Below are 25,083 nucleotides of genomic sequence, written 5' to 3'. Positions count from 1 at the left end.
TGCGCCCGGCCGGCGCAGGGTTGCATGCCCGGGCGCCGGGAAACTCAGCCGGCCGCTTCCTCGGCCTTGGCGCGCCGCCACAACGCTTCCTGAGCGGCCAGGTCGTGCCCGGCCAGGGGCGCGCCGCCGGCCGCGGCCAGCGCCTCCATGCGGCGGAAGCGACGCTCGAACTTGGCGTTGGCGTGGCGCAGCGCGCGCGAGAAATCCACCCCGGCGTGGCGCGCCAGGTTCGCCGCCACGAACAGCACGTCGCCGATCTCGTCCTCCAGCCGCGCCGGGTCGGCGCCGGCGTCGAACTCGGCGCGCACTTCGTCCAGTTCCTCGGCCAGCTTGTCCAGCACCGGGCGGTGGTCGGGCCAGTCGAAGCCGACCGCGGCGGCGCGCTGCTGCAGTTTCTGCGCGCGCTTCCATTCCGGCAGGCCGCGCGAGACGCCGGCCAGCGCGCTGGCGTCGTGCGCGTCGCCCTTCGCGGCGCGCTCGGCGGCCTTGATCGCGTCCCAGGCCCGCGCCTGGGCGTCGAGGTCTTCGTACTGCGCGTCGCCGAACACGTGCGGATGACGGCGGACCATCTTGGCGCCGATCGCGCGCGCCACTTCGTCGAAGCCGAACAGGCCGCGTTCCTGCGCCATCTGCGCGTGGAACACCACCTGCAGCAGCAGGTCGCCCAGTTCGTCGCGCAGGTCGTCGAAGTCGCCGCGGTCGATCGCATCGACCACCTCGTAGGCCTCCTCGAGGGTGTAGGGCGCGATGCTGGCGAAGTCCTGCTTCACGTCCCATGGGCAGCCGCGATCGGGATCGCGCAGGCGCGCCATGATGGCGAGCAGTTCGTCGATGCCGCGGCGCGCGTCGTCGCTCATGGCAGGCCGGCGTCGCGCAGGCGGGCGGGCCAGTCCAGGCCGGCGTCGCCCACGGCGATGAATTCGGGGTTGAGCAGCGACTCGCCGCGGTTGTAGCGCAGCGGCCGGCCGTGCAGGTCGAGCACCGCGCCGCCGGCCTGCTCCAGCACGCACTGGGCCGCGGCGGTGTCCCACTCGCTGGTGGGGCCGCGGCGCAGGTAGACGTCCGCGCCGCCGCGCGCGAGCAGGCAGAACTTCAGCGAGGAACCGAGCGGCTGCAGCGCGTAGTCATCGCCGAGCAGGCGGCGCAGGGTGTCCTCCTGCGCGCCGCCGTGGGAGCGGCTGCCCGCCACGCGCGGCGGCTGCGCCAGTGCGCGGGTGGAGATGCGCTCCCAGTCGCCGCCTTCCTCCGCCTGCCACCAGGCGCCGTCGCCCTGCGCGGCGGCGAACAGCTCGCCGGTGACCGGGGCCAGCACCACGCCCAGCACCGGCCGGCCGTCCTCGACCAGGGCGATGTTGACGGTGAACTCGCCGTTGCGCTTGACGAACTCGCGCGTGCCGTCGAGCGGATCGACCAGCCAGTAGCGCGGCCACTGCCGCCGCTGCTCCCATGGCAGCTGGCTGGCCTCTTCCGACACCAGCGGCAGCGCCGGATCCAGTTGCGCCAGGCCGGCGGCGATCACCTGCTGCGCGGCCAGGTCGGCGGCGGTGAGCGGCGAGCGGTCGTCCTTCAGCTCGACGTCGAAGTCCTCGCGGTAGACCGCCAGGATCGCCTCGCCGGCGCGCCGGGCCAGCGCGCCCACCTGCCGCAGCAGGCCATCCCCGGGGGCGCCGCTCACGGCAGCTTCCAGCGGCCGGCCAGGTATTCGCGCGCCATGAACAGCGCGGCGATCGAGCGCCCTTCGCTGACGTCGTCGCGCCCGATCAGGGTATGCAGGTCGGACAGCTTCCAGGGCACCACTTCCAGTTCCTCGGGCTCGTCGCCGGGCAGGCGCTCGGGGTAGAGATCGCGCGCCAGCACCACGTAGGCCCTATGCGTCATGTAGGCGGGTGACAGGGTGAGGGTGCCGAGCAGGCGCAGCTCGCGCGCGCCGTAGCCGATCTCTTCCTTCAGCTCGCGGTCGGCGCCCTGCTCCACCGTCTCGTCGCCGTCCAGCTTGCCCTTGGGGATGCCCAGTTCGTAGCGGTCCACGCCCACGCTGTACTCGCGCACCAGCAGCACCGTGTCGTCGTCCAGCATCGGCACGATGAAGGCGGCGCCGCGGCCGCCGGCCTTGAGCCGCTCGTAGGTGCGGCGCTCGCCGTTGGAGAATTCGAGGTCGACCTCCTCGGCGCGGATGAAGCTGCTGCCGGAGACGTCGCGGATGGCGTGGATGACGGGCGGCTTGGTGGGCATCGCGTGATTGTAGCGCGCCGCCGGCTCAGCCGATGGCCGGCGACGCCAGCCGCTGCAACGCCTGCGCATGGATCGCCGGGGTGCCGGCCAGCACGCTGCACGTCTCCAGCGTGGGCGGCGCGCCGTCGAGGCCGGTGAACACGCCGCCGGCCTCGCGCACGATCACCGCCAGCGCGGCCACGTCCAGGATGTTCACGTCGGACTCGACCACCAGGTCCAGCCCGCCGCGCGCCAGCAGGTGGTAGTGGCAGAAGTCGCCGTAGCCGCGGATGCGGTTGCTGTCGCGGATCATGCCGCCCAGCGCGGCCCAGCGCGCGTCGCCGGTGAGCGTCTTCACGTTGCCGGTCGAGATCGAGGCCTGCGCCATGTCGGCGGTGGCGGCCACGCGCACGCGCTCGCCGTCGAGCCAGGCGCCGCCGCCGGCGCGCGCCCACATCGTCTCGCCGTACACCGGCGCGCTGGACACGCCCAGCACCAGCTCGCCGCGGTCCATCAGCGCGATCTGGGTGGAGAAGAACGGCGTGCGCCGCACGAAGCTCTTGGTGCCGTCCAGCGGGTCGACCAGCCACAGCAGGCCGTCGCGCGCGCCGTCCAGGCCGTACTCCTCGCCGTAGATCGCCGCCCCGGGCAGCGCCGCGTGCAGCACCTGGCGGATCGCCCGCTCGGCCTCGCGGTCGGCCACCGTCACCGGCGTGGCATCCTGCTTTATCTCCACTTCCACGCCACGGTTCCAGTAGTGGCGGATCACCTCCGCCGCCGCCTGCGCCGCCTCGCGCGCCGCGGCCAGCGCCGCATCCAGTTGCATCGGGTTCATCGCCGCTCCATCCGGGACAGGGTTTTCGCAAGGCCGCCGCTGCCGTGCAGGCGCAGGGAGCCATCGGGTGCCGGCTGGCCGAAGCGCTGCAACCAGCGATGCAACGCGGGATCGTCCGTGCGCGGCTGCAGCGTCAATGCATAGCGCCAGCCCAACGGGCTCAGCGTCGCCTGGCCGTCGGCATGCAGCGGCCCGCGCCCATCGTCGCCCGCGTGCAGCCGCAGCACGCCGCCTTCGCCGTCCGCGTCCAGCCGGAAACCGCCCAGCTCAACGCGGCGGCCGGCGTCGTCCACCGCGCCGTCCAGCCATTGCGCCGAGCCGTGCAGCCGCATCGGCCAATAGCCCTGCAGCCGCGCGTCCACGATATGGACGTTTAGCCGTCCATGCAAGCGCTGCCCGCCGAGCACCACCCAACCATCCAGCACCGACGCATCGGCCTGCACGCGCACGTCGCGCCAGGCCGATTCGGTGGCGGACAGGCGCCGCATCGCGCCGGAGATCGACCGCCCCGGCCCGTCCAGCGCGAAACGGAGCCGCAGGTCGCCCAGCAGAGCGCGCCGCGACAGCGTCCAGTCCAGTGCGCCCAGGTCGTCGCCACCGGCATCCAGCACACGGCCCGCATGACCGTGCCAGAGCAGGCCGGACACCTGTTCCAGCCGCACGCCGTGCAGGCGCGGCTGCAACGCCGCCAGGGCCCAGCGCGCGGGCAGGAACCACGCCAGCAGCGCCAGCGCGGACAGCAGGGCCAGCGCGCCGGCCAGCACGATGCGCAGGGCTTTCAATCGTCGATCCTCGTGGCGCCGGTCTGCACGCGCGCCGGCCAAGGAATCGATGATAGAGCTTAGAGCCTGTTCACGATCTCCAGGTACCTCGCGTTGGCCTCGCATGGCGGCCATGCGAGGCCAACCCGGAGGGCCGGGCCTGTTGGCCCGCAGGCCGGCGTTATCGCTCCGTCGTGGACGGAGGTCCACGCCCTCGCTCTTCCTTGGCCTGCGCGCAAACAACCCCCGGCGCAAGGTGCCTGGAGATCGTGAACAGACCCTCAGTGACCGTGCACGGCGATGCTGGGGTCGAGCTGGCCCAGCGCGGCCGCGGTATCGGTCTGGCCGGTGCGGCGCAGGTCGTCCTGGCTGTAGCTGCGGCCCGCCACCGGCAGGCAGTGGCCGGGCCTGGCCGGGATCAGGCTGCCGGTGTCGCGCAGGCAGTTGCGGTCGCCCGGCCGCGATCCTGCCGTTCCGCCCCTATGCGCCGGCCTGGTCTGGAGCGCGGCGGCATGGCCGCTGGCCTGTTGCGGCATGTCCTGCGCCGAAGCGACGCTCGCGGCGAAACCCGCCGCCAGCAGCAGGGATGCGGATGCGAATCTGGGCATGGGACCTCCCGCTCGCGATGGGGAAGGCGGCGAGCGCGCACGATGACGGCGCCATCCTCCGCCCGCACGCCGGGCGGTGCAAGTGGTGGCGCTGCGCGCGTCCGGCCGGTGCGGCGCGCTATGCTGGAGAGCCCGCACCGATCCGGCCGTTCCATGCGCACCATCCGCATCCACGTCGACCAGCCGCTCGCCGCCGGCGCCGAACTGGCGCTGCCCGCCCAGGCCGCCGAGCACGTGGCGCGCGTGCTGCGCATGGCCGCCGGCGATCCGCTGGTGCTGTTCAACGGCGATGGCTGCGACTACGAGGCGATCCTGCTCGCCGTCGGCAAGCGCGAGGTCGCGGCACGGGTCGAACGTGCCTGCCCGCGCGACAACGAATCCCCGCTGCGGCTGACCCTGGCCCAGGGCGTGGCACGCGGCGAGAAGATGGACCTGATCGTGCAGAAGGCCACCGAGCTGGGCGTGGCGCGCATCGTGCCGCTGCTCACCGAGCGTTCCGAAGTGAAGCTCGACCCCGCCCGCGCGGAAAAACGCCTGGCCCATTGGCGCGCGGTGGTCGCCAGCGCCTGCGAGCAGAGCGGCCGCGTCCGCGTCCCGGCGGTGGAGGCCGCCCAGCCGCTGCAGGCCTGGCTGGACGGGCTGCCCGGCGACGGCGCCCTGCGCCTGGCCCTGCTGCCCGAGGCCACGCGGCAACCGGGCGCGCTGCGCTTCGGCGCCGGCGGCGGCCTGCTGGTGGTGGGACCGGAAGGCGGCCTGGGCGAACGCGACGTCGCCGCGCTGCAGGTCGCCGGCTTCGCCGGCCTGCGCCTGGGCCCGCGCATCCTGCGCACCGAGACCGCCGGGCTGGCCGCGCTGGCGGCCTTGCAGGCGCTGCACGGGGATTTCCAGTAGGGCTGCGCGCTTTCGCGCATCCGCCATCCGTGCTTCGCGCCACACCGGTGCGCGGAAGCGGTCCTTCGCCGATATCGGCTCGGAGCCTGTTCAAAGGCTCTCAGGCGGCGCCGGCCTGCTCGTCCAGCCCCAGCAGGTCGGCCAGCTCGGCCTCGATGCCTTCCAGGTCGGGGATCACCGCCATGTCGTCGCGCACCAGCACCTGCGCCTTCACGCCCGCGGGCAGCGGGGCGCCGTCGTGGGTGGGGATGACCAGCTCGGCGTTGAGCGTGGTCAGGCGCGGGAAGCCCTGGGTCAGCACGGCCACGAAGGGCAGCTGCGGGTTGCCCCCCAGCGCCTTCAGCACGGCCACGCGCATGGCCAGGTCGGCATCGCCCTCCTGCGCGCCGGCGAGCCGGGTGAAGGACACCAGCGGCACGCGCCAGCCGCGCCAGGCGATGCGGCCCAGCAGCCACTCCGGCGCGCCGTCGACGGGCTCAGGCGTGGGCAGGGTGATCACCTCGGCCACGGTGGCGTTGGGCAGCAGCAGGCGCAGGTTGCCCACCGGCACCAGCACGCAGCGGATCTCGCGCGGCAGTTCTTGTTCGCTCATCGACGACCTTCCGTCTGGAACTCTTCGGCCAGGCGCGCCGCCAGCTCGTGCGGCGTGCCGGAAAACTGGGACAGGCGTTCGGCCATCACGCCGCCGACCATGTCGTCGTAGTGCTCGCCGGGCGAGTTTTCCACCCACACCCGCCCGCCGCGGTCGTGGATGGCCTGGCAACCGCCCACCGCGTCGGTGGAGCTGCCGGCGAACACGATGGCCAGCGCGTCGCGGCCGAACACGTTGGCGGCCATGGTGAAGCTGGCGTCGATCGAGGGCGCGTGCGCGGCATGCTCGCCCACCGGTTGCAGGTCCACGCTGCCGTCGCGCAGCAGGCGCACCTGCTGGTCGGTGGGCACCACCAGCACCTCGCCGACGCGGGCGCGCATGCCGGAGCGCGCCTGCCGCACGGGCAATGCGCAATGTTCGGCGAAATACTCGACCAGCCCGTCGGCCGGCTTGCCGGCCAGGTGCTGGGTATGCAGCACGGTGGCGCGCAGCCCGGCCGGCAAGGCGGACAGGAACGCGCACACCGAGGCGGTGCCCTCGGTGGTGGCGCCGAGCACCACCAGGCGTCCCAGCGCGGCGCCCAGGTCGTCCAGCATCATCTCGTGGGGAACGTAGTCCTGCGGCGCGATGGCCTCCTCGAGGGAAACCAGTTCCAGGCTCAGGCCGGGCTCGATCGGCGAGGCGTCGCCGTCGCCCGCCTCGGGCGCGAGGAAATCGGCGGCGCTCATCTTCTGGATGCCGAAGTCGTCCGGCGCCGGCCGCGACGGCGACGGCGCCACCGGCGCGTCGTCGTCCAGCAGCGCCCAGGACGGCGCGGCGGGCGGCGTCGGCGCGGCATGCGCCGGGGCGGCGACGGGCGCGGCGGCTCCATCGTCCGGCTCGGCCAGCGACAGGTGGTCCGTGCGGAAGCCGGCGGCGGGCACCGGCGCGACCGGCATGGCCTCGCCGGCGTCCAGGGCGGCGGCATCGGCGGCGGTGTAGCCGGCGGCGTCCTCTGCGATGGCGGATGCGGCGAAGTCGCCGTCGAACAGCGGCGGCAGCGCGGCATCCTCGACGAACTTGAGGCCGGGGCCGCTGGCTTCCTGCTCCGGCTCGATCGGCGCATCGGCGGCGAGCAACGCTTCCAGCTCGGCGGCCAACGTTTCCGATTCGGCGGCGGCCTGCTCCGGCGGCACCTCGTCGTGCGGCAGCGCCGATTCGTCCATGACGGGCTCGTCGCCGAATGCCGCGGCCACCGGAGACGCGGCCACGGCCACCGGTTCGACCGGCGCCGAAGCAGGCGCCGCCGTTTCCACCTCGACCGCGCGCGCGTCCTGCGGCCGCGGCGGGTCGACATCGCCCTGCGCCAGCACCTTGGCGGCGAGGTGGCGCGCCCAGCGCGCCCGATCCCAGCCGTCGAGGCCGCGGCTGGCTCCGGCGTCGTTGAAAACCACCCGCGGCCGGTCGCCGTCGAACATGGCGGAAAGGCGGTCGAGCGCGTCGTCGCCGGATTCGTCGTCCAGGCTCACCACCACCACGTCGGCGTCGGCCTCGGCCAGGCGCGCCGGGTCGAAGCCGTCCAGCGCACCCTCGTGCACGATGCGGGCGCCGCGTTCGCCCAGCGCGGCCCGTAGCTGGCCGCCCAGGTCGGCATCGTCGAACAGCAGGGCGACGGCGGTACGGGTCGGTTCGTTCATCGTCCGGCTTCCATGGCCTGTCGTTGTTCCAGCACCTCGACGATCTGCCCCAGCAGGTCGGCTTCCTGGTAGGGCTTGCCGAGGTAGCGATCCACCCCGATGTCGAACGCGCGCTGGCGGTGCTTCTCGCCGGTGCGCGAGGTGATCATGATGATCGGCACGTGGCGCAGGCGCGGGTCGGCCTTCATGTGGGTGGCCAGCTCGTAGCCGTCCATGCGCGGCATCTCGATGTCGAGCAGCATCAGGTCGGGCACGCGTTCGTTGAGCTTCTCCAGCGCGTCGACGCCGTCCTTCGCGGTGACCACCTCGTACTCGTGGCGCTCCAGCACGCGGCCAGTGACCTTGCGCATGGTGATGGAGTCGTCGACCACCATCACCAGCGGCTGCACGCGCTCCACCTCGACCGCCGGCATGTGCACGACCTCGAGGCCCTCGGCCAGGCGCTGCTCGCGACGGCTGACGCCGTGGCGGACCAGCGGCGCCAGGTCGAGAATGATCAGCACCGAGCCGTCGCCCATGATGGTGGCGCCGAGGATGCCCGGCACCGAGCTGACCTGCGGGCCGACCGACTTGACCACGATCTCGCGCGAGCCGATCACGGCGTCGATGCGGATCGCCGCGCGCAGGTCGCCGGAACGGGTCAGCAGCAGCGGCAGCTGCTCCTCGTCGGAGGCATGGCCGGGGGCGTGGCCGAGCAGCTCGGCCAGGTCGTGGATGCCGTAGCGCTCGCCGTTGTAGTCGAACGAGGGGTCCGGCTCGGCCATGCGGCGGGCCAGTTCGTCCGGCCCGATCCGCGCCACGCCCTGCACCGAGGTCATCGGGATGGCGAAGGTGGCCTCGCCGATGCGCACCAGGATCGCCTGCGTCACCGCCAGGGTGAACGGCAGGCGCAGCACGAAGGTGGTGCCCCTGCCCGGCTGCGAGTCGATCGCGAGCGAGCCGCCGAGCTGCTTGATCTCGTTGGCCACCACGTCCATGCCCACGCCGCGGCCGGCCAGCTGGGTGACCGTGCTGGCGGTGGAGAAGCCGGGCTGGGTGATCAGGCCGAGCAGTTGCTCGTCGCCGGGGCGGGCGTCCGCGCGCAGCAGGCCGCGCTCGATCGCGCGGGCGCGGATCGCCTCGCGGTCGAGGCCGCGGCCGTCGTCGCTGACGCGCACCACCACCTCGGTGGCCTCGCGCGCCACGCGGATGCGCACCGAACCCTCGGCCGGCTTGCCCGCCTTGCGGCGCTCGTCCGGCGACTCGATGCCGTGCGCCACCGCGTTGCGCAGCATGTGCTCGAACGGCGCCTTGATGCGGTCGAGCAGGTTGCGGTCCATTTCGCCGTGCGCGCCTTCCACGTAGAGCTGGGCGTGCTTGCCCTCTTCCTGCGCGGCCTGGCGCAACGTGCGGCGCAGGTTCGGCACCATCGTGTCGAACGGCAGCATGCGCGTGCGCAGCAGGCCGTCCTGCAGCTCCGAGCTCACCCGCGACTGCTGGATCAGCAGCGTCTCGGCCTGACGGGTCAGTTCGTCCAGCATGCTCTGGATCGACACCAGGTCGGACACCGACTCGGCCAGCGCGCGCGAGTACTGCTGCAGCTGCGAGAAGCGGTCCAGCTCCAGCGGGTCGAACACGGCCATGCCGGCTTCGCGGTGCTCGCGCTGGTAGCGCGCGATGATCTGCGCCTCGGTCTCGATCTCCAGCATGCGCAGCTGGCTGCGCAGGCGCTGCACGGTGGAGTCCAGCTCGACCAGGTTGAAGCGGTAGCCGGCCACCTGCTGTTCCAGGCGCGAGCGGTAGATCGCCACCTCGCCAGCGTGGTTCACCAGGCTGTCGAGCAGTTCCGCGCGGACGCGGATCTGTTCCTGCGGCGCGCCGGCCTGTTCGTGCGACGCCGGCTCGTCGGGCAGCAGCGCGGGCAGTTCCGCTTCCGGTGCGGCGACGGGCGCGCCGCCTTCGGGGACCGCGGGCGCATGGCCCGACCACGACTGCAGGTGCTCGATCAGCGCCTGCGGGTAGACGATGGACTGGCCGCGGGTCACCCGCTGCACGAGGCCGTGCAGGCGGTCGAAGGCGGCTTCCAGCGTGGCGATCAGCGACATCGACTCGGCCGAGCCCGCCTCGGGCGGGTGCTCCAGCACCGTCTCGATGGCGTGGGCGAGGTCGCCCACCGGCGCCAGGCCGGCGATGCGCGCGCCGCCCTTGAGCGTGTGCAGGGCGCGCAGCAGGCTGGCCACGTGCGCCGACTCGTGCGGCTCGGCGTGCCATTGCGCCAGCACGCCGTCGGCCTGGTCGAGGATCTCGTGCGCCTCTTCGCCGAACACCTCCAGCAGGTCGGGATCCACGTGGCTGAAGTCGGCCTCGGCGCCGTGCTCCGGCGGCAGCGCGACCGGGGCGACGGAAGGCGCCGCGGCGACGGGCGGACCGGCGATGGCCGGGGCGGCCTCCAACCACGGTTCCGGATCGGCCGGCGCAGCCTCGACGGCAGCCGGCGCGACCGGCGCCCCCGCCGAAGCCGCGGCTTCGTCCGCCGCCGAGGCGACGTCGTCGTCCGCGGGCGGCGGTGCCGCTTCGGCCTCGTGCTCGTCCGCGTCGTGGGCAAGGGCGGCCGCGGGCTCGTCTGCGGCCGGCTCCGGATGGAACACGGCTTCCGCATCGTCGTGGCGGGTGTCGGCGACGGCGTGCGGCAGGTCCGCATCGCCGGCGATGCCTTCGGCCGGTTCCGGTGCGTCCGCCGCCGGCGACATGTCCGGCGCGGTGGCTTCCGCCGGTGCGGCGGGCACGACCGGTTCCGTGTCCAGCGACTCGTGCATGCTGGCGAGCAGCGCGGCGAAGGCCGCATCCTCCTCGCTGGTGGCGGGGGCCGCGGTGGGCGGCGCGTGCGCTTCGGCCTCGATGGCCGGCTCCGCCTCGTCCACCGGCCCGCCTTCCGCGGCCGGACCGGCGTCCGCCGTGGCCGGCGCCGCCTCGGCGTCGGCGTCGGGTTCGTGCGGGCCGAACACCGCGTGCGCCACCTGCGGCTCCGGTTCGCGGTCGCGCAGTTCGACGAGGCGGGCGATCAACGCGTCGACCGACGGCAGCTCCGGTCGCTCGGCATCGAACTGCGCCATCACGCGGTCGACCACGTCGGCGCTCTGGCCCAGCAGGCTCACCCCTTCGGGCGACAGCGCGTGGCCGGCGCCGCGCAGGCGCTTGAGCAGGCTTTCCAGCGGCGACAGCAGCTGGGTCAGCAGCGGGATGTCGACCATCGCGATGGCGCCATGCAGGGTGTGCACGGCGCGCAGCAGGCCGTCGTCCACCGGCAGTTCGCCGGCGGCGCGGGCCACCGCGGCGCGGATGGTCTGCAGGTACTGGGCCACTTCGCTGCGCAGGATTTCCAGCAGCACCGGGTCCACCGGCGGCAGCGCCGGGCCGGGCAGCGCCTCGGTCGCGAACGGCACGTCGTCGTACGGCGTGGTCTCGATCGAGGCGAGGCTGGCGGCCGGCACCGCGTCGGCGGCCGCCTGCACGCGCGGCACGCGGCGCTTGACCGTGCGGCGCACGGTCTGCAACGCGCCGGCGAGGTCCTCCACCCGCGCCTCGGCATGGCCCCTGGCCACGCGCTCGGCGGTTTCCATGATCGCGCCGAGCGGCGCGGCGGGAGTGCCCTCGCCCTTCAGCGCCGCCAGCAACTGGGGCAGCGCCGCGATGGCATGGCGCACCAGCGCCTGCACGCCTTCGTGCGGCGCGATGCTGCCGTCCAGCGCGCGGTTGAGCATGTCCTCCACCTTCCAGGAGAACTCGCCCAGCACGCTGGCGCCGACCAGGCGGCCGGAACCCTTGAGGGTATGGAACGAGCGGCGCACCGGGGTGAGCAGGGCGAGCTGTTCGGGGGCGGCGAGCCATGCCTTCTCGCTGGACTCGAGGTTGGCGATCTCCTCCTGCATTTCCTCCAGGAAGATTTCGCGGATCTCGTCGTCGATGCCGTCGGTGCCGGACTGGAAGCCGGCCTGCGCGGCCAGCGGGTCGGCGGCGGGCACCTGCTCGACGACTTCCTCCTCGATCTCGACCCAGTCGTCCGGCTCCGCGGCGGCCGCGGATGGCGGCGCCAGCGCCTCGGTCTCGACCAGGTGCAGGCCGGCGACGTCGTGCGATTCGGGTTCCGGCGTGCGGCTGTCGCCGAGGAACAGCGCGCTGGGGTCGAGGCCGTCGGCCAGGCTGACCGTCTCGGACAACGCGGGCGTCTCGGCCGGCGCCGGCGCCGCGGGCGCCGGCTCGTACGCGGCCAGGGGCTCGGCCGGCTCGCGCGCCGCAGGTGGCGGCCAGTAGCCCAGTTCGCCCAGGCTGTGTTCGGCCACGTCGAGGATGTGTTCCAGGCCGCCGCGGTGCTCGCGCGCGGCCTCGAGGTAATACTCCAGCGCGGCGAGCGCGTCGGCGAGCTGGTCCATCTGCGTGCTGCTGGGCACGCGCTGGTCGGCCAGCAGCTCGTTGCCGACGAAACGGCCGATGCCCTCGGCGATCTGCCCCGGCCGGGGCGAGGACAGCATGCGCATGGCGCCGGCCACCTCGTCCATCAGCGCCGGCGCGTCGGCCAGCGGGGCGTGCTGCCAGCCGGATTCCACGAAGGCGACGATGGCGTCCTTCACCTTGCCGGTGTTGGCGATCGCCTCGCGCATCAGGGTGGCGAGAATGTGGCGCGCTTCGCTGCGCGGCAGCAGCGTGGCAGGGGCCTCGTCGACGTGGCCGCCCTCGGCGCCGAGGCTCTCGATGTGGTCGTCCAGCGACGCCTCGACGTAGAGCAGCGCGCCGGCGACGTCGAGCAGGGTCTCCTCGTCGACCGGACGCACCCGGCTGGCGATGTCGGCCAGCACGCGGCGCTGCTCGGTCACCACCCGGCGCGGCACCGCCAGCGCCAGCATGCCGAGGGTGTCGCCGACACGGTCCAGCACCTCGGTCTGCCCGGCCAGCTGCGACGGGTCGGCGTCCTGCTGGCGCAGGAACAGGTCGAGCGCGTCCTTCACCCGCAGCAGGTCGTCCTTCAGCGCCTTGGCCACCGAGTCCAGCAGGGCGCGGTTGTGGCCGGCCATCGAGCCGCGCGCGTGTTCCAGCTCGCCGGCGTCGGGCAGCAGGCCGTCGAGGCCGTAGGCCTGCGCCAGCTGCGCCATCTGCGGGCTGCGCTGCTTGGCCTGCGCCACGATGTAGAGCAGCTTGCGGGCCAGGTCGTCGGCGTCGCCGCCGCGCAGGCTTTCCTCGCCGTGCTCGATCAGCTGGCGGATGCTGCGGTCGACCTTGCCGATCAGCTGGCGCACTTCGCCGGCCTGGCTCTTGAGCATGCCCTGGTCGAGGCCTTCCAGCACGCCGGCGGCGATCCACCACAGGCGGCGGCCGGGCACGCTGGCGCAGCGCGCGGCGATGGCCTGCAGGGTGTTGCGCATGCCGGCGAGCTGCTGCTGCGCGCCCTGTCCCCGGAACCACGCCAGCAACTGCTGCTGGAAGCGCAGGCGCAGCTCGGCGATCTCGCCGCGGTGGTGCGCGGCGTCGGCCGCGCTGGCGGCGGCGGGCGCCTGCGGCGGCAGCGGAGCGTCCAGGTTGGGCGTGAACAGCGCCGCCTCGGTCAATGCTTCCTGCGCGCGGCTGGCGCGCAGCTCGTTGAGCAGCGGCAGCAGCACCACCGGCACGTCGCGGTGGCCGCTGGACAGGCGCTCGAGGTAGTCGGGCAGCTGCATCAGGCCGCGCATCAGGGCGGCGTAGGCCTCCTCGCGCTGGGCCACGTGGCCTTCCAGCAGTGCGCTGGCCAGCGCCTCCATCTCCTCGGCGACCATCGCCGCGCCGTACAGCTCGACCATGCGCAGCGTGCCCTGCACCTGGTGCAGGTGTTCCGCGCAGGCGCGCATGACACCGCGGTCGCCCGGGTTGTCGACGTAGGACTCCAGCGCCTGGCGGGCGATCCCGAGCGTCTCGTCGAGCTCCGGCTTGACCCACTGCAGGGTGGTGAAATCGATGTGGTCTTGAAGTCTCATGCGCCCCTCACAACGGCTGCGCCGCAGCGCATCGCGCAACCGTCGAGGTTGCCCCCTGTCGTGTCACTGTGATCAGCCCGGCAGCTTGAAGTGGGCCACCGAACGCCGCAGGTCGCTCGCGAGCTGGGCCAGGTAGCCGATCGATTCGGCGGTCTGGCTGGCGCCCTGCGAGGTCTGCGAGGTGATTTCCTGGATCGCGTTCATCGATTGCGAGATGTCGGTCGCCGCCGCGGACTGCTGCCGCGCCGCGGTGGAGATGTTCTGAATCAGCGACGACAGGTCGTGCGACACGCGCTCGATGTCGCCCAGCGCGCTGCCGGCGTCCTCGGCCTTGCGCGCGCCGGCCACCACCTCGGCGGTGGTCTGCTCCATCGAGTTCACCGCCTCGTTGGTGTCGGACTGAATCGTCTGCACCAGCGTCTCGATGCGCTTGGTGGCGCTGGCGGAGCGTTCCGCCAGCCGCTGCACTTCGTCCGCCACCACCGCGAAGCCCCGGCCCGCCTCGCCGGCCGAGGCCGCCTGGATGGCCGCGTTCAAGGCCAGGATGTTGGTCTGCTCGGCGATGTCGTTGATCAGTTCCACGATCGAGCCGATCTCCTGCGAGGACTCGCCCAGGCGCTTGATGCGCTTGGAGGTTTCCTGGATCTGATCGCGGATCGAGTCCATGCCCGAGATCGTCTCGCGCACCACCTCGGCGCCGCGCGAGGCGATCTGCACCGAGCGCTCGGCCACGTCGGCCGACTCGGCCGAGTCCTTCGACACGTTGTCCATCAGGCTGGCGATCTGGTTGATCGCCGAGGTCGCCGTGCTGATCCGCTGCGCCTGGCTCTGCGCCGCGTCGGCCAGGTGGCGCGCGGTGGTCTGGGTTTCCTGCGCCGACGAGGACACCTGCTCGGAGGTCTCGTTGATGGTGGTCACCAGGGTGCGCAGCTCGTCGATGGCGTAGTTCACCGAGTCCGCGATCGCGCCGGTGATGTCCTCCGACACGGTGGTCTTCACGGTCAGGTCGCCTTCGGCCAGCGAGCCCATCTCGTCCAGCAGGCGCATGATCGCCTCCTGGTTGCGCTGGTTCAGCTCGGTGGACTCCTGGAAGCGGCGGCGCTGGTCGCGCACCAGGGCAAACACCAGCAGCAGCGCGAAGGCCACCGCGCCGACCGCGCCGATCACGCCCCACCACACGTTCGGGAAGATCCGGCGCACCGGCAGCTTGCCGATCTGGTCGGCCAGCTCGTTGGCGCGCAGCAGCACGTTCTGCGAGTCCAGCGAGGCCTGGTTGCCGGCGCTCTTCACCTCGGCGATGTTGGTGGCGGCGGCGGTCAGCTTGGCCAGCGGGTCGCTCAGCTTGTTCCAGCTGTCCTGCATGCCCTGCATGATCTTGCGTGCGTTGGCGTCGCGGATCTCCTGCACGCCCATTGCGGTGTTGCCGTCCAGCAGGCCCTTCAGCACCTCGCCGTAGGACTGCGCGTCGCGCGACAGGCCGTCGGCGGCCGCCTGCTCGGAGTCGCCGCCCTGCAGCACCTCCTGCACGCGGCGGATGATGCGGTCGGCCAGCAGCATCTGGCGCGAGGTGCCGAGCATCTGGTCGGCGCTGCCCTTGCGCTGCTGCAGGATGTTCACCACCTGCTCCATCTCGGAGTTCAGCAGCGGCAACTGGCGCGACAGGTCGTCGGCGCGCTGGCTCGAATCGAGCACCACCGCCTTGTTGGAGAGGATCTTGCCGATGTCGTCGTTGAGCTTCCTCCACGCCTCGTCGAGGCGGGTCACCGCGCGGCCGGCCGGGGTGCTGAGCTTCGCCTTGTCGGCATAGGGCTGCATGCCGCTCTTGGCGTCGCCCTTGATCAGGCGCTGCACCGCCGAGTCGATGGCGTCGCGCGCGCCTTCCAGCTCGCTGAACGAACCGGCGTTGCCGCCCGAGGACTCGATGGCGTATTTCGCCGTCTGCTGCGAAAGCACCTGGATCTGCGTGGTCAGCGCGACGGCCTGCCGGTCCTCGCCGCTCTTCACGGTGAGGAAGTAGAAGTCCAGCGCCGCGAAACCGATCGCCGCCACCAGCAAGACGATGAGGCCGGTATAGCCCCGTTCCTTGCCGACGCCCCCTGTTGTGCTCATGTGCTCACCTCACCCGTTACTGCCAATGCCGCGCAAGCCATCCGCGTCGGCCCGGGGCGATGCCGCCCCATCCCCGGCCACGGCTGGCGCCGGCCATGCGTTCGCGTGCGCCTCAGGCCGCGGCCTGGCGGAAATCCGGCGCCCGCACCAACTTGTTCATGCTGAACAGCGCAAAGCGCTGCTCGTCCACCGCCACCCGCTCCTCCGCGAAGCGCGACAGGCGCGGGTCGTCCTCGCGCTCGGCGTCGCGGTGCTGCTCGGCGTCCACCGTGCGCTGGCCGAACACCTCGTCCACCATCAGCGCCACGCTGCCGCCGCCCTGGCGCACCACCAGCAGGCGGGTGCGCTCGGTGGTGGCGGTGCGCTCGCCGAACAGGAAGCGCCCCAGGTCCACCACCGGCACCAGGTTGCCGCGCACGTTGGCCACGCCGAGCAGCCAGGGCAGCGTGCCCGGCACCGGGGTGAGCACGGGCACGGCGAGCAGTTCGTTGATCTCGTCGATGGCGCTGACGAAGGTGCGGCTGCCGGCGCGGAAGCCGATGCCGCGCCACAGGCCCGGCGCTTCCAGCTTCTCCGGCGTGCCGGAGGCATGGGCCAGCGACAGCCGCTCGTAGCGGGCCAGGATCTCGAACGGGGAAAGCGCGCTGTCGTTCATCGCCGCCTCCCTCACGCCGCGTTGGGCAGCAGGTCGTTGATGCAGGCCAGCAGTTCCTTCTCGTTCACCGGCTTGGTGATGAAGGCCTTGGCGCCCTGCCGCAAGCCCCACACGCGGTCGGTCTCCATCGACTTGGTGGAGATCATCACGATCGGAACGCCGGCGGTGGCCGGGTCGCGGCTCAGCGTGCGGGTGGCCTGGAAACCGTTCATGCCCGGCATGATCACGTCCATGATCACCAGGTCCGGCTGCTCCGCACGCACGCGCTCGATGCCCTCCTCGGCGTTGCCCACGGACTGTACGACATGCCCGGCACGCTCCAGCAGCGTGGTGAACACGCGAACGTCGGTCGGCGAATCGTCGATGATGAGGATATTGGCCACAGGTCCCCCTTCAGACGCTGCAGTCACAGGCTTCAAACCGTGCTGACATGGCGGTGGATGGCGCCAAGCAGCTCGTCGCGCGTGAACGGCTTGGTCAGGTATTGCTCGGCGCCGACGATGCGGCCGCGGGCCTTGTCGAACAGCCCGTCCTTCGAGCTCAGCATGATCACCGGCGTGGCGCGGAACTGGGGGTTGTTCTTGATCAGCGCGCAGGTCTGGTAGCCGTCCAGGCGCGGCATCATGATGTCGACGAAGATGACGGCGGGCTTCTGGTCGGAAATCTTAGCCAGCGCTTCGAAGCCGTCCACGGCCGTCAGCACCTCACAGCCTTCCTTCTTCAGCAAGGTTTCCGCCGTGCGGCGGATGGTCTTGGAGTCGTCGATCACCATGACCTTCAGACCGGCCAGGCCGTTGTTGCCTACGTTCAAGTTCACTCAACCCCCCCTGCGACCTGCCCAGGCTCAGGTGCGGCGCAGGGCCGTGGCCAGCGGCCAACAGCCTGCGCAGATGAAAAAACGGATCCGCAAACCCTGCGGGCGTCCTCGTTGCCTGCCGGGACGCCTCTGGCGTTGCTGTTTACTGCCTGACCGCCCATCCGTCAAGGACGATCCGACGCCAAGCCATTGTCCGGGCTCGCCTGCGCCGTGGCAACAGCGAGGCGTGCCGCAGGTCGCGAAATCGGGCTTCCCTTGCCGCGCGGGACTGCCTCGGCGAACATCCACGGTTCGGCGCGTCGCCCCGGACCGCCGGCAACGGAGATCTGCGATGGCCCTCTCGACCGCGGTGCTGATGGATCCCATCGGCGCCATCAAGCCCGCCAAGGACACCACCCTGGCCATGCTGCTGGAGGCCCGGCGGCGCGGCCACGCGCTGTTCTACATGGAACAGGGCGACCTGGCCCTGCGCGACGGCGCGCCGTTCGCGCGGCTGGCGCCGCTCGAAGTGCGCGACAGCCGCAGCGACTGGTTCACCCTGGGCGAGCCCACCTGGCGCGACCTGCGCGAGATGGGCGTGGTGCTGATGCGCAAGGATCCGCCGGTGGACGCGCAATTCGTCTACGACACCATGGTGCTGGGCGCGGCCCAGCGCGGCGGCGTGCAGGTGGTGAACGACCCGCAGGCCCTGCGCGACTGCAACGAGAAGCTGTTCGCGCTGGAGTTCCCGCAGTGCATCGCGCCCACCCTGGTCAGCCGCGATGCCGGCGAACTGCGCCGCTTCGTGGCCGAATGCGGCGAGGCGGTGCTGAAACCGCTGGACGGCATGGGCGGGCGCGGCATCTTCAGGGTCAGGGCCGGCGACAGCAACCTCAACTCCATGCTGGAGACCCTGCTGGCCGGCGGCATGCACGGCGAAGGCCGGCACTTCGCCATCGCGCAGAAGTTCATCCCGGCGATCAGCGCGGGCGACAAGCGCATCCTGCTGATCGACGGCGAGCCGGTGCCCTACGCGCTGGCGCGCATCCCGCAGGGCGACGAGTTCCGCGGCAACCTGGCCGCCGGCGGCCGCGGCGAGGGCGTGCCGCTCAGCGAGCGCGACCGCTGGATCGCGGCCCAGGTGGCGCCCGAGCTGCGCCGGCGCGGGCTGCGCTTCGTCGGCCTGGACGTGATCGGCGACTACCTCACCGAGATCAACGTCACATCGCCGACCTGCGCCCGCGAACTGGACGCGCAGTTCGGGCTTAATATCGCCGGTCTGCTGTTCGACGCCATCGAGAAAAACCCTGCTTGAACACCGCCGCGGCCCGCCCCAACCCCGACCCGATCGGCGCCACGATCCTGTTCTCGCTGCTGCTGCACGGCGTGCTGCTGCTGGGCATCACCTTCCATTTCGCCAAGTCCGCGCCCGGCCTGCCCACCATGGACGTGACCCTGGTGGACGTGGCCAACCGGCAGGCGCCGGACAAGGCCGACTTCCTGGCCCAGGCGAACAACCAGGGCGGCGGCGACAGCGACAAGGCGGCGCGGCCCTCGCAGTTGTTCTCCGGCCTGCTGCCCAAGCCCGACCCCGGCACCGCGCCGCGGCCGGTCGCCGCCAGCACGCCGAAGCCGGAAACGGCCACCCCGCAGCGCCTGGTCACCAGCACCGGCGCCGCCGGCTTCACCGTGGACAGCGACAACGACCACCCCGAGCGCGACACGCCCGACAGCGCCGACGCCGCGGAGCTGCGCCGGCAGCAGGAGATGGCCCAGCTCGCCGCCGAGGTGCGCGACCAGACCGAGGCCTACGCCAAGCGCCCGCACAAGAAGTTCATCTCCGCCAGCACGCGCGAATACGCCTATGCCGCCTACATGCGCGGCTGGGTCGACCGCATCCAGCGCATCGGCAACCTCAACTATCCGGAGGAGGCGCGCCGCCGCAACCTGCACGGCGACCTCGAACTCACCGTGGGCCTGAACCGCGACGGCAGCGTGCACAGCATCGACGTGATCCGCAGCTCCGGCCACCCCCTGCTGGACAAGGCCGCCGAGAACATCGTGCGGCTGGCCGCTCCGTTCCCGCCGCTGCCGGCCGACAAGCAGCGCGTGGACATCCTGTACATCACCCGCACCTGGCAGTTCCTGCCCGGCAACGTGCTGCGCAATCGCTGAACGTCCGACGGCGCGCCGGCGCCGGACTGGCTTACAATGACGCCATGAGCGCCCCCCGCCATCCCGCCCCCGGCCATCCCACCCTCGCCGGCCAGTTCCTGATCGCCATGCCCGGCCTGGCCGACCCGCCGTTCTCGCGCGGCGTGGCGCTGGTCTGCCAGCACGACGAGGACGGCGCGATCGGCCTGCTGGTGAACCAGCTGTCCGAATACCGCCTCGGCGACGTGCTGGCGCAGATGAAGCTCGGCTGCGACGATCCCGAGCTGGCCGACGCGCCGGTGCTGATCGGCGGCCCGGTGCAGCAGGAACGCGGCTTCGTGCTGCATCGCGAGCCCGGCCGCTGGGAAGCCAGCTACCGCATCAACGAGGACTGGTCGGTGACCACCTCGCGCGACATCCTGGTGGCGATCGCCGCCGGCGAAGGCCCGCGCCAGGTGCTGATGGCGCTGGGCTACGCCGGCTGGGGCGCCGGCCAGCTGGAGCAGGAACTGAAGGACAACGCCTGGCTCACCGCCGAGGCCAGCGAGCGGGTGGTGTTCGACACCCCGCTGGAGGAACGCTGGAGCGCCGCCGCCGGACTGGTCGGGATCGATCCGCTGCAGCTGCCCGGCTACGCGGGTCACGCATGAGCGCCCGCGCGGGTCGCCGCCCGTGAGCTGCGCGTTCGGCTTCGACGTCGGCAGCAAGCTGGTCGGCGTGGCCGTGGGCAACCGCCTCACCGCCACCGCGCGCGCGCTCTCCACGGTGGCGATGCGCGACGGCGAGCCGGACTGGACCGCACTGGACGCGCTGCGCGCGCAATGGCAGCCGGACACGCTGGTGGTCGGCCTGCCGCTGGCACTGGACGGCGCCGAGCAGCCCGCCAGCCGCCTCGCCCGCCGCTTCGCCGAACGCCTGCGCGCGCGCTATCGCACGCCGGTGGCGCTGGTCGACGAGCGTCACAGCTCACAGGAAGCCGCGCGCCGCTTCGCCGGCGCCCGCGCCGCCGGGCTGAAGCGCCGCCGCGACGCCGCCCGCATCGACGCCGTCGCCGCCGCGGTGATCCTCGAACGCTGGCTCGCCGACGCGCCGCCCGCCCCCGATTCCTCCATGCCCCCCACGCCGCCATGACCGCCCGCCTGCGCCACCTCACCACGCTGGAACACCTGCCCCGCGCCACCATCGAGCGCCTGCTCGACCGCGCCATCGCCCTGCGCGACGCCTGCGCGCACGGCACCCGCAAGCTGGACACGCTGGCCGGGCGCACCGTGCTCAACCTGTTCTTCGAGCCTTCCACGCGCACGCGCACCTCGTTCGAGCTGGCCGCGCGTCGGCTCGGCGCCGACGTGGTCAACTTCGACATCGGCTTCTCCTCCGCCAACAAGGGCGAGGCGCTGTACGACACCCTGCACACGCTGGAGGCGATGCACCTCGACGCGATCGTGGTGCGCCACAAGGTCTCCGGCACGCCGGACGAGCTGGTGCGCCACGCGATGAGCGGGGTGTCGGTGATCAACGCCGGCGACGGCAACCGGGCGCATCCGACCCAGGGCCTGCTCGACGCGCTGACCATCCGCCAGCACCGCCCCGACTTCGAGAACCTGACGGTGACCATCTGCGGCGACATCCGCCACTCGCGCGTGGCGCGCTCGGACGTGCACGCGCTCACCGCGCTGGGCACCAAGGAGATCCGCCTGTGCGGCCCGCTCGCACTGCTGCCCGAGGCGGCCGAGTTCCCGCACTGCCGCTTCACCGAGGATTTCGACAGCGCCATCGAGGGCGCCGACGTGGCGATCATGCTGCGCCTGCAGAAGGAACGCATGGCCGCCACCGAGCTGCCCGACGAGGCCGCCTACTTCCGCGGGTACGGCCTGGACAGGCGCCGCCTGGCGCGCGCCGCCCGGGGCTGCCTGGTGATGCACCCGGGCCCGCTCAACCGCGGCATCGAGATCGCCGACGAGGTGGCCGACGGCGCGCAATCGCGCATCCTCGAACAGGTGGCCAACGGCGTGTTCGTGCGCATGGCCGTGCTGGGCGAGGCGCTGGCGCGCTGATCCATGCGGCGGCATCGAGCCGCCGCCCGCGAAGCGGCGCATAATGGCGCCGCGACACACACCACACTGGGGAAAACTCGATGCGACTGATGACGCGCATGCTCGCGTTGGCGTTGGCTGGCGCGATGCTGGCCGGCTGCGGACACAAGGACGAAAACGCGCCGCTGGCCTTCGTGCCGGCCGACACGCCCTATGTCAGCGCCAACCTGAAACCCATGGAGGCGGACGCCCGCCACGCCCTGCTGGTCCAGGTCGATGCGCAGTTGCCCGCGCAACTGGCACAGCTGAACGACGCGGCGGACCGGCTCGCGGCCAGGGATCCCGAGGCCGCCAACCTGCTGCACGCCCTCGCCGCCTCCTTCCAGGACGACACGGTGGAGGGCTTCGCCCGCAACGCCGGCATCGACCTCGGCGGCCGCTTCGCCTTCTACGGCCTCGGCCTGTCGCCGGTGGCGCGCTTCGAGCTGAGCGACCCGAAGGCCTTCGACGCCTTCGTGGCGCGGCTGGAAACCGCCTACGGCAGGAAGTTCGACCAGGCCGAGATCGGCGGCCAGGCCTACCGCAAGGCGGCCGCGGGCGACGACGGCGTCGAGCTGGTGGTCGCCACCGTCCGCAAGCAGGGCGTGCTGGCGCTGCTGCCGGCCGATCCCGCGCCGGGCCTGCTGCGCCAGGCGCTGGGCCTGGACCGCCCCGCCCGCAGCCTGCAGGACAGCGGCGCACTGGCCGACCTGGCCAAGGCCAAGGGCTACCAGCCCTGGTGGATCGGCGAAATCGACCTGCAGCGCCTGCTGCCGCTGGCCGCCAGCGGCAAGGACCCGCTGTTCACCGCCCTGTTCCAGGCCGGCGCCCGGCGCGAATCGGCGAAGACCGGCGAGCCGCTCGCCCACCTCACGCAGATCCCGCCCAGTTGCCCGGCCGACGCCGCGCGCATCGCCGCGCGCGTGCCCCGGCTCAGCTTCGGCTACACCCGGCTGGACGCCGGACACCAGGACGGGCGCTTCGACGTCGCCCTGGCCAGCGACATCGCGCAGGCCTTCGCCGGGCTCAAGGCGGAGGTGCCCGGGCTGGGCGCCGAGGCCGACGCGCCGTTCGAGCTGAGCCTGGCAGTGCCGATGGACGCGGCGCGCCGCTTCTGGCAGGCCCAGGTGGACGCGGTGGCGGCCAAGCCGTTCGCCTGCCCCGCCCTGGCCGACCTCAACCAGGGTTTCGCCTCGCTGGGTGAGACCCTGCAGAAGGCCGCGATCCCGCCGTTCGGCGATCTGGTCGGCCTGCACCTGGCGCTGGACGATTTCGCCGCCGCGCCGGGCCGCGCCATACCCAGGCTCAAGGGGCTGCTGGTGATCGCCTCGCGCAACCCGGCCGGCCTGTTCGGCATGGCGCAGATGGGCCTGCCCGGCCTGGCGCAGGCGCGCGTACCGGCCAACGGCCAGCCCGCGGCGCTGCCGGCCAGCCTCACCCAGGCGCTGGGCGAGCCGGCCTGGGCCGCGATGAACGGCAAGGCGCTGGCGGTGGCGGTCGGCGCGGGCGAGGACGCCAGGCTGGCCGCGGCGCTCGTCGCGCCCGCCGGCGATGCCGGCCGCCTGCTGCGCATGCACCTGGACGGCGGCATGTACGTGGCCTGGGTCAACGCGATGGTGCAGAAGATCGAAAGCCTGCCCGCCCCGGCCGCCTCGTCGCCCGACGCTCCCGGCGCGGGCCAGCTGAATGCGCTCAAGGCGCGCTTCGCCGCGCTGCAGCGACAGGCCGGGCGCGTGCGCGACATCCGCGCCGAGGCGCACATGGACGGCGACGGCCTGACGATCACCAACCAGACCACGCTGAAGTGACGACGGGCGGCGAGCCGCGCCTGCGGTCCGCCGCCCCCTTCCCCGGCGCCGCGGGAACGCTTCCTTCGCCCGGTCGCGCGGCGCTCACGCCGCGGCCACGCGAAATTCAGATCCGCCCTGCTTCCCTGTGGCTGCGCGGCCCACATCCGCGCCCCGTCTCCCCGACGGCCCGTTGCCACCAGGAGGTTCCCCATGCCCATGTCCACGTCGTTCCGCAAGAGCCTGTTCGTGGCCGGCCTGGCCGCGGCCTGCGCCGCCGTGCCGGTGGCACAGGCGGTCGCCCAGGACACCGCCCCGCCGCAGACCATGGATCGCTCCACCGACAACCGCACCGTGCCCGGCAAGGTGGCCGACGGCTGGATCACCACCAAGGTGAAATCCGAATTCGCCGCCTCCAAGCGGGTCCAGGGCAGCGACATTTCCGTCGATACCGCCGACGGTGTGGTCAGCCTCGCCGGCACGGTGGCGTCGGCCAACGAGCGCAGCGAGGCGATCCGCATCGCGCGCAAGGTGAAGGGCGTCAAGCGCGTCAACGCCAACGGCCTGGTGGTCGGCCGCGACACCGGCAAGCCGCAGACGCACTGACCCGACACAGGAAAAAGGCGTCGGTCGGCGCCTTTTCCCTGTCGCCGCGGACGCTGTCCTCAGAGCCTGTTCACGATCTCCAAGTGCCCGCGCCGGGAGCTGTTGAACAGGCTCTCAGCGCTGCAGCATGCCGCCGCCGAAGCCGCCGCGGCCGTCGCGCGTCTCTTCCACCTCCACGCCCTCCAGGCCCGACGACAGCGTGTGCGCGTCGCCGCCCTGGGCCAGCTTGATGCGCAGGCGCACCTCGTTGGCGCTGTCGGCGTGGCGCAGCGCGTCCTCGTAGCTGATCTCGCCGGCGTGGTACAGCTCGACCAGGCTCTGGTCGAAGATCTTCATGCCGAGGTTGGTGGACTCGCGCATCACTTCCTTCAGCTTGTGCACCTCGCCCTGGCGGATGTAGTCCTGCACCAGCGGTGTGCCCAGCATCACCTCCATCGCCACCCGGCGCGCCTTGCCGTCGGGGGTGGGGATGAGCTGCTGCGCCACGATGCCCTTGAGGTTCAGCGACAGGTCCATGAACAGCTGCTGGCGCCGGTCCTCGGGGAAGAAGTGCAGGATGCGGTCGATCGCCTGGTTGGCGTTGTTGGCGTGCAGGGTGCACAGGCACAGGTGGCCGGTCTCGGCGAAGTTGATCGCGTACTCCATCGTCTCGCGCGTGCGCACCTCGCCGATCAGGATCACGTCGGGCGCCTGGCGCAGGGTGTTCTTCAGCGCGTTTTCCCAGCTGTCCGTGTCGATGCCGACCTCGCGCTGGGTGATGATGCAGCCCTCGTGCTTGTGCACGTACTCGATCGGGTCCTCGATGGTGATGATGTGGCCGGTCGAGTTGGCGTTGCGGTAGCCGATCATCGAGGCCAGCGAGGTGGACTTGCCGGTGCCGGTGGCGCCCACGAACAGGATGATGCCGCGCTTGGTCATCGCCAGCTGCTTGATCACCGGCGGCAGGCCCAGCTCCTCCGGCGAAGGGATCTTCGACTCGATCCGGCGCAGTACCATGCCCACGCAGTTGCGCTGGTAGAAGCACGACACGCGGAAGCGGCCCACGCCCTGCGCGGCCACCGCGAACTGGCACTCGTGGGTCTTCTCGAATTCCTCGCGCTGCGCCGGCGTCATGATGTTCACGACCATGTCGCGCGCCTGCTGCGGCGACAGCGGGCTCTGCGTGATCGGCACGATGCGCCCCTGCACCTTCATCGACGGCGCCACGCCGGCCGTGATGAAAAGGTCCGACGCCTTCTTGTGCACCATCAGCTTGAGGAAGGAAGTGAAATCGAAGTCGCTCATGGCTTTGCGTCCGGATTCGGGAGACGGGGTCCGGGGTCCGCAGGGCGCGCCCCGGCGGACCGCGG

At 72.2% G+C, this 25,083-nt stretch carries 22 protein-coding genes; 8 read left to right on the top strand and 14 right to left on the bottom strand.

Annotated features, from left to right (window positions below; translation table 11 throughout):
• Window positions 1-44: 44 nt before the first annotated feature.
• The 6 genes from mazG to QMK61_RS09795 all read right to left on the bottom strand — a co-directional run bounded on the left by mazG (window position 45) and on the right by QMK61_RS09795 (window position 4,415).
• Window positions 45-857 (bottom strand): nucleoside triphosphate pyrophosphohydrolase, encoded by an 813-nt coding sequence (mazG, locus tag QMK61_RS09820; protein WP_302072023.1) that lies wholly within the window; start codon window positions 855-857, stop codon window positions 45-47.
• Window positions 854-1,675, bottom strand: a complete 822-nt coding sequence (cysQ, locus tag QMK61_RS09815; RefSeq protein WP_302072022.1) for a 3'(2'),5'-bisphosphate nucleotidase CysQ — start codon at window positions 1,673-1,675, stop codon at window positions 854-856. Before cysQ ends, mazG begins: the two co-directional genes overlap by 4 nt.
• On the bottom strand, window positions 1,672-2,232 hold the full coding sequence (gene nudE / locus QMK61_RS09810) for an ADP compounds hydrolase NudE (RefSeq protein WP_302072021.1): 561 nt from the start codon (window positions 2,230-2,232) through the stop codon (window positions 1,672-1,674). Before nudE ends, cysQ begins: the two co-directional genes overlap by 4 nt.
• Window positions 2,233-2,257: 25 nt before the next feature.
• Window positions 2,258-3,046 carry an inositol monophosphatase family protein gene (locus QMK61_RS09805; RefSeq protein ID WP_302072020.1) on the bottom strand — a complete coding sequence of 263 codons (789 nt, stop codon included), beginning with the start codon at window positions 3,044-3,046 and terminating at the stop codon, window positions 2,258-2,260.
• Window positions 3,043-3,828, bottom strand: a complete 786-nt coding sequence (gene gspN, locus QMK61_RS09800; protein ID WP_302072019.1) for a type II secretion system protein N — start codon at window positions 3,826-3,828, stop codon at window positions 3,043-3,045. Before gspN ends, QMK61_RS09805 begins: the two co-directional genes overlap by 4 nt.
• 260 nt (window positions 3,829-4,088) lie before the next feature.
• Entirely contained in the window at window positions 4,089-4,415 is a 327-nt protein-coding gene (locus QMK61_RS09795) for a hypothetical protein (protein ID WP_302072018.1), read from the bottom strand.
• A gap of 153 nt (window positions 4,416-4,568) precedes the next feature.
• On the opposite strand from QMK61_RS09795, the gene QMK61_RS09790 reads away from it, so the two are divergent.
• The gene (locus tag QMK61_RS09790) at window positions 4,569-5,306 is read left to right on the top strand and encodes a 16S rRNA (uracil(1498)-N(3))-methyltransferase (protein ID WP_302072017.1); all 738 of its coding nucleotides are present in this window, start codon (window positions 4,569-4,571) and stop codon (window positions 5,304-5,306) included.
• Between the two features lie 100 nt (window positions 5,307-5,406).
• On the opposite strand, the gene QMK61_RS09785 is transcribed toward QMK61_RS09790, so the two are convergent.
• The 7 genes from QMK61_RS09785 to QMK61_RS09755 form a co-directional block, all read right to left on the bottom strand.
• Entirely contained in the window at window positions 5,407-5,898 is a 492-nt protein-coding gene (locus QMK61_RS09785; RefSeq protein ID WP_302072016.1) for a chemotaxis protein CheW, read from the bottom strand.
• Entirely contained in the window at window positions 5,895-7,574 is a 1,680-nt protein-coding gene (locus tag QMK61_RS09780) for a chemotaxis protein CheB (protein WP_302072015.1), read from the bottom strand. The genes QMK61_RS09785 and QMK61_RS09780 overlap by 4 nt, the downstream gene beginning before the upstream one ends.
• On the bottom strand, window positions 7,571-13,555 hold the full coding sequence (locus QMK61_RS09775) for an Hpt domain-containing protein (protein ID WP_302072014.1): 5,985 nt from the start codon (window positions 13,553-13,555) through the stop codon (window positions 7,571-7,573). The genes QMK61_RS09780 and QMK61_RS09775 overlap by 4 nt, the downstream gene beginning before the upstream one ends.
• 72 nt (window positions 13,556-13,627) lie before the next feature.
• Window positions 13,628-15,664, bottom strand: coding sequence for a methyl-accepting chemotaxis protein (locus QMK61_RS09770; RefSeq protein ID WP_302072013.1), 2,037 nt, complete (start codon window positions 15,662-15,664; stop codon window positions 13,628-13,630).
• 112 nt (window positions 15,665-15,776) lie between these two features.
• Window positions 15,777-16,319: a chemotaxis protein CheW gene (locus tag QMK61_RS09765; RefSeq protein WP_302072012.1), complete on the bottom strand. Its 543-nt coding sequence runs from the start codon at window positions 16,317-16,319 to the stop codon at window positions 15,777-15,779.
• Between the two features lie 11 nt (window positions 16,320-16,330).
• Window positions 16,331-16,702: a response regulator gene (locus QMK61_RS09760; RefSeq protein WP_302072011.1), complete on the bottom strand. Its 372-nt coding sequence runs from the start codon at window positions 16,700-16,702 to the stop codon at window positions 16,331-16,333.
• 32 nt (window positions 16,703-16,734) lie between these two features.
• Entirely contained in the window at window positions 16,735-17,136 is a 402-nt protein-coding gene (locus QMK61_RS09755) for a response regulator (protein WP_302072010.1), read from the bottom strand.
• 331 nt (window positions 17,137-17,467) lie between these two features.
• Between QMK61_RS09755 and gshB the strand changes: the two genes are divergently transcribed.
• The 7 genes from gshB (at window position 17,468) to QMK61_RS09720 (ending at window position 23,734) form a co-directional block, all read left to right on the top strand.
• A complete protein-coding gene (gshB, locus tag QMK61_RS09750; protein ID WP_302072009.1) occupies window positions 17,468-18,430 on the top strand; it encodes a glutathione synthase in 963 nt (320 codons plus the stop codon).
• On the top strand, window positions 18,427-19,290 hold the full coding sequence (locus QMK61_RS09745) for an energy transducer TonB (RefSeq protein ID WP_302072008.1): 864 nt from the start codon (window positions 18,427-18,429) through the stop codon (window positions 19,288-19,290). The genes gshB and QMK61_RS09745 overlap by 4 nt, the downstream gene beginning before the upstream one ends.
• Window positions 19,291-19,334: 44 nt before the next feature.
• Window positions 19,335-19,919, top strand: coding sequence for a YqgE/AlgH family protein (locus QMK61_RS09740; RefSeq protein ID WP_302072007.1), 585 nt, complete (start codon window positions 19,335-19,337; stop codon window positions 19,917-19,919).
• Window positions 19,920-19,941: 22 nt separating this feature from the next.
• Window positions 19,942-20,400: a Holliday junction resolvase RuvX gene (gene ruvX / locus QMK61_RS09735; protein WP_302072006.1), complete on the top strand. Its 459-nt coding sequence runs from the start codon at window positions 19,942-19,944 to the stop codon at window positions 20,398-20,400.
• Window positions 20,397-21,323, top strand: coding sequence for an aspartate carbamoyltransferase catalytic subunit (locus QMK61_RS09730; RefSeq protein WP_302072005.1), 927 nt, complete (start codon window positions 20,397-20,399; stop codon window positions 21,321-21,323). The genes ruvX and QMK61_RS09730 overlap by 4 nt, the downstream gene beginning before the upstream one ends.
• Before the next feature lie 89 nt (window positions 21,324-21,412).
• Complete coding sequence (locus QMK61_RS09725) at window positions 21,413-23,149, top strand: hypothetical protein (RefSeq protein ID WP_345783626.1); 1,737 nt, start codon at window positions 21,413-21,415, stop codon at window positions 23,147-23,149.
• A 192-nt stretch (window positions 23,150-23,341) separates the two neighbouring features.
• A complete protein-coding gene (locus QMK61_RS09720) occupies window positions 23,342-23,734 on the top strand; it encodes a BON domain-containing protein (protein WP_302072003.1) in 393 nt (130 codons plus the stop codon).
• 114 nt (window positions 23,735-23,848) lie between these two features.
• Here the strand turns inward: QMK61_RS09720 and QMK61_RS09715 are convergent, their stop codons facing one another.
• A complete protein-coding gene (locus QMK61_RS09715; protein WP_302072002.1) occupies window positions 23,849-25,018 on the bottom strand; it encodes a PilT/PilU family type 4a pilus ATPase in 1,170 nt (389 codons plus the stop codon).
• Window positions 25,019-25,083 lie beyond the last annotated feature (65 nt).

Origin of the sequence: Fulvimonas sp. R45 (assembly GCF_030504985.1) — a bacterium.
GTDB lineage: Bacteria > Pseudomonadota > Gammaproteobacteria > Xanthomonadales > Rhodanobacteraceae > Rhodanobacter_A.
Note: the sequence above shows the minus strand (reverse complement) of the source record. Positions and strands in the feature narration are given on the sequence as shown.

Bases quoted from the DNA above. Each gene is read 5' to 3' on its own strand.
- gshB (WP_302072009.1), top strand. From the start codon at position 17,468: ATGGCCCTCTCGACCGCGGTGCTGATGGATCCCATCGGCGCCATCAAG.
- QMK61_RS09725 (WP_345783626.1), top strand. From the start codon at position 21,413: ATGACGCGCATGCTCGCGTTGGCGTTGGCTGGCGCGATGCTGGCCGGC.
- QMK61_RS09765 (WP_302072012.1), bottom strand. From the start codon at position 16,319: ATGAACGACAGCGCGCTTTCCCCGTTCGAGATCCTGGCCCGCTACGAG.
- QMK61_RS09770 (WP_302072013.1), bottom strand. From the start codon at position 15,664: ATGAGCACAACAGGGGGCGTCGGCAAGGAACGGGGCTATACCGGCCTC.
- QMK61_RS09740 (WP_302072007.1), top strand. From the start codon at position 19,335: ATGAGCGCCCCCCGCCATCCCGCCCCCGGCCATCCCACCCTCGCCGGC.
- QMK61_RS09785 (WP_302072016.1), bottom strand. From the start codon at position 5,898: ATGAGCGAACAAGAACTGCCGCGCGAGATCCGCTGCGTGCTGGTGCCG.
- QMK61_RS09780 (WP_302072015.1), bottom strand. From the start codon at position 7,574: ATGAACGAACCGACCCGTACCGCCGTCGCCCTGCTGTTCGACGATGCC.
- QMK61_RS09775 (WP_302072014.1), bottom strand. From the start codon at position 13,555: ATGAGACTTCAAGACCACATCGATTTCACCACCCTGCAGTGGGTCAAG.
- QMK61_RS09720 (WP_302072003.1), top strand. From the start codon at position 23,342: ATGCCCATGTCCACGTCGTTCCGCAAGAGCCTGTTCGTGGCCGGCCTG.
- QMK61_RS09790 (WP_302072017.1), top strand. From the start codon at position 4,569: ATGCGCACCATCCGCATCCACGTCGACCAGCCGCTCGCCGCCGGCGCC.
- nudE (WP_302072021.1), bottom strand. From the start codon at position 2,232: ATGCCCACCAAGCCGCCCGTCATCCACGCCATCCGCGACGTCTCCGGC.
- mazG (WP_302072023.1), bottom strand. From the start codon at position 857: ATGAGCGACGACGCGCGCCGCGGCATCGACGAACTGCTCGCCATCATG.
- QMK61_RS09805 (WP_302072020.1), bottom strand. From the start codon at position 3,046: ATGAACCCGATGCAACTGGATGCGGCGCTGGCCGCGGCGCGCGAGGCG.
- QMK61_RS09730 (WP_302072005.1), top strand. From the start codon at position 20,397: ATGACCGCCCGCCTGCGCCACCTCACCACGCTGGAACACCTGCCCCGC.
- QMK61_RS09795 (WP_302072018.1), bottom strand. From the start codon at position 4,415: ATGCCCAGATTCGCATCCGCATCCCTGCTGCTGGCGGCGGGTTTCGCC.
- QMK61_RS09715 (WP_302072002.1), bottom strand. From the start codon at position 25,018: ATGAGCGACTTCGATTTCACTTCCTTCCTCAAGCTGATGGTGCACAAG.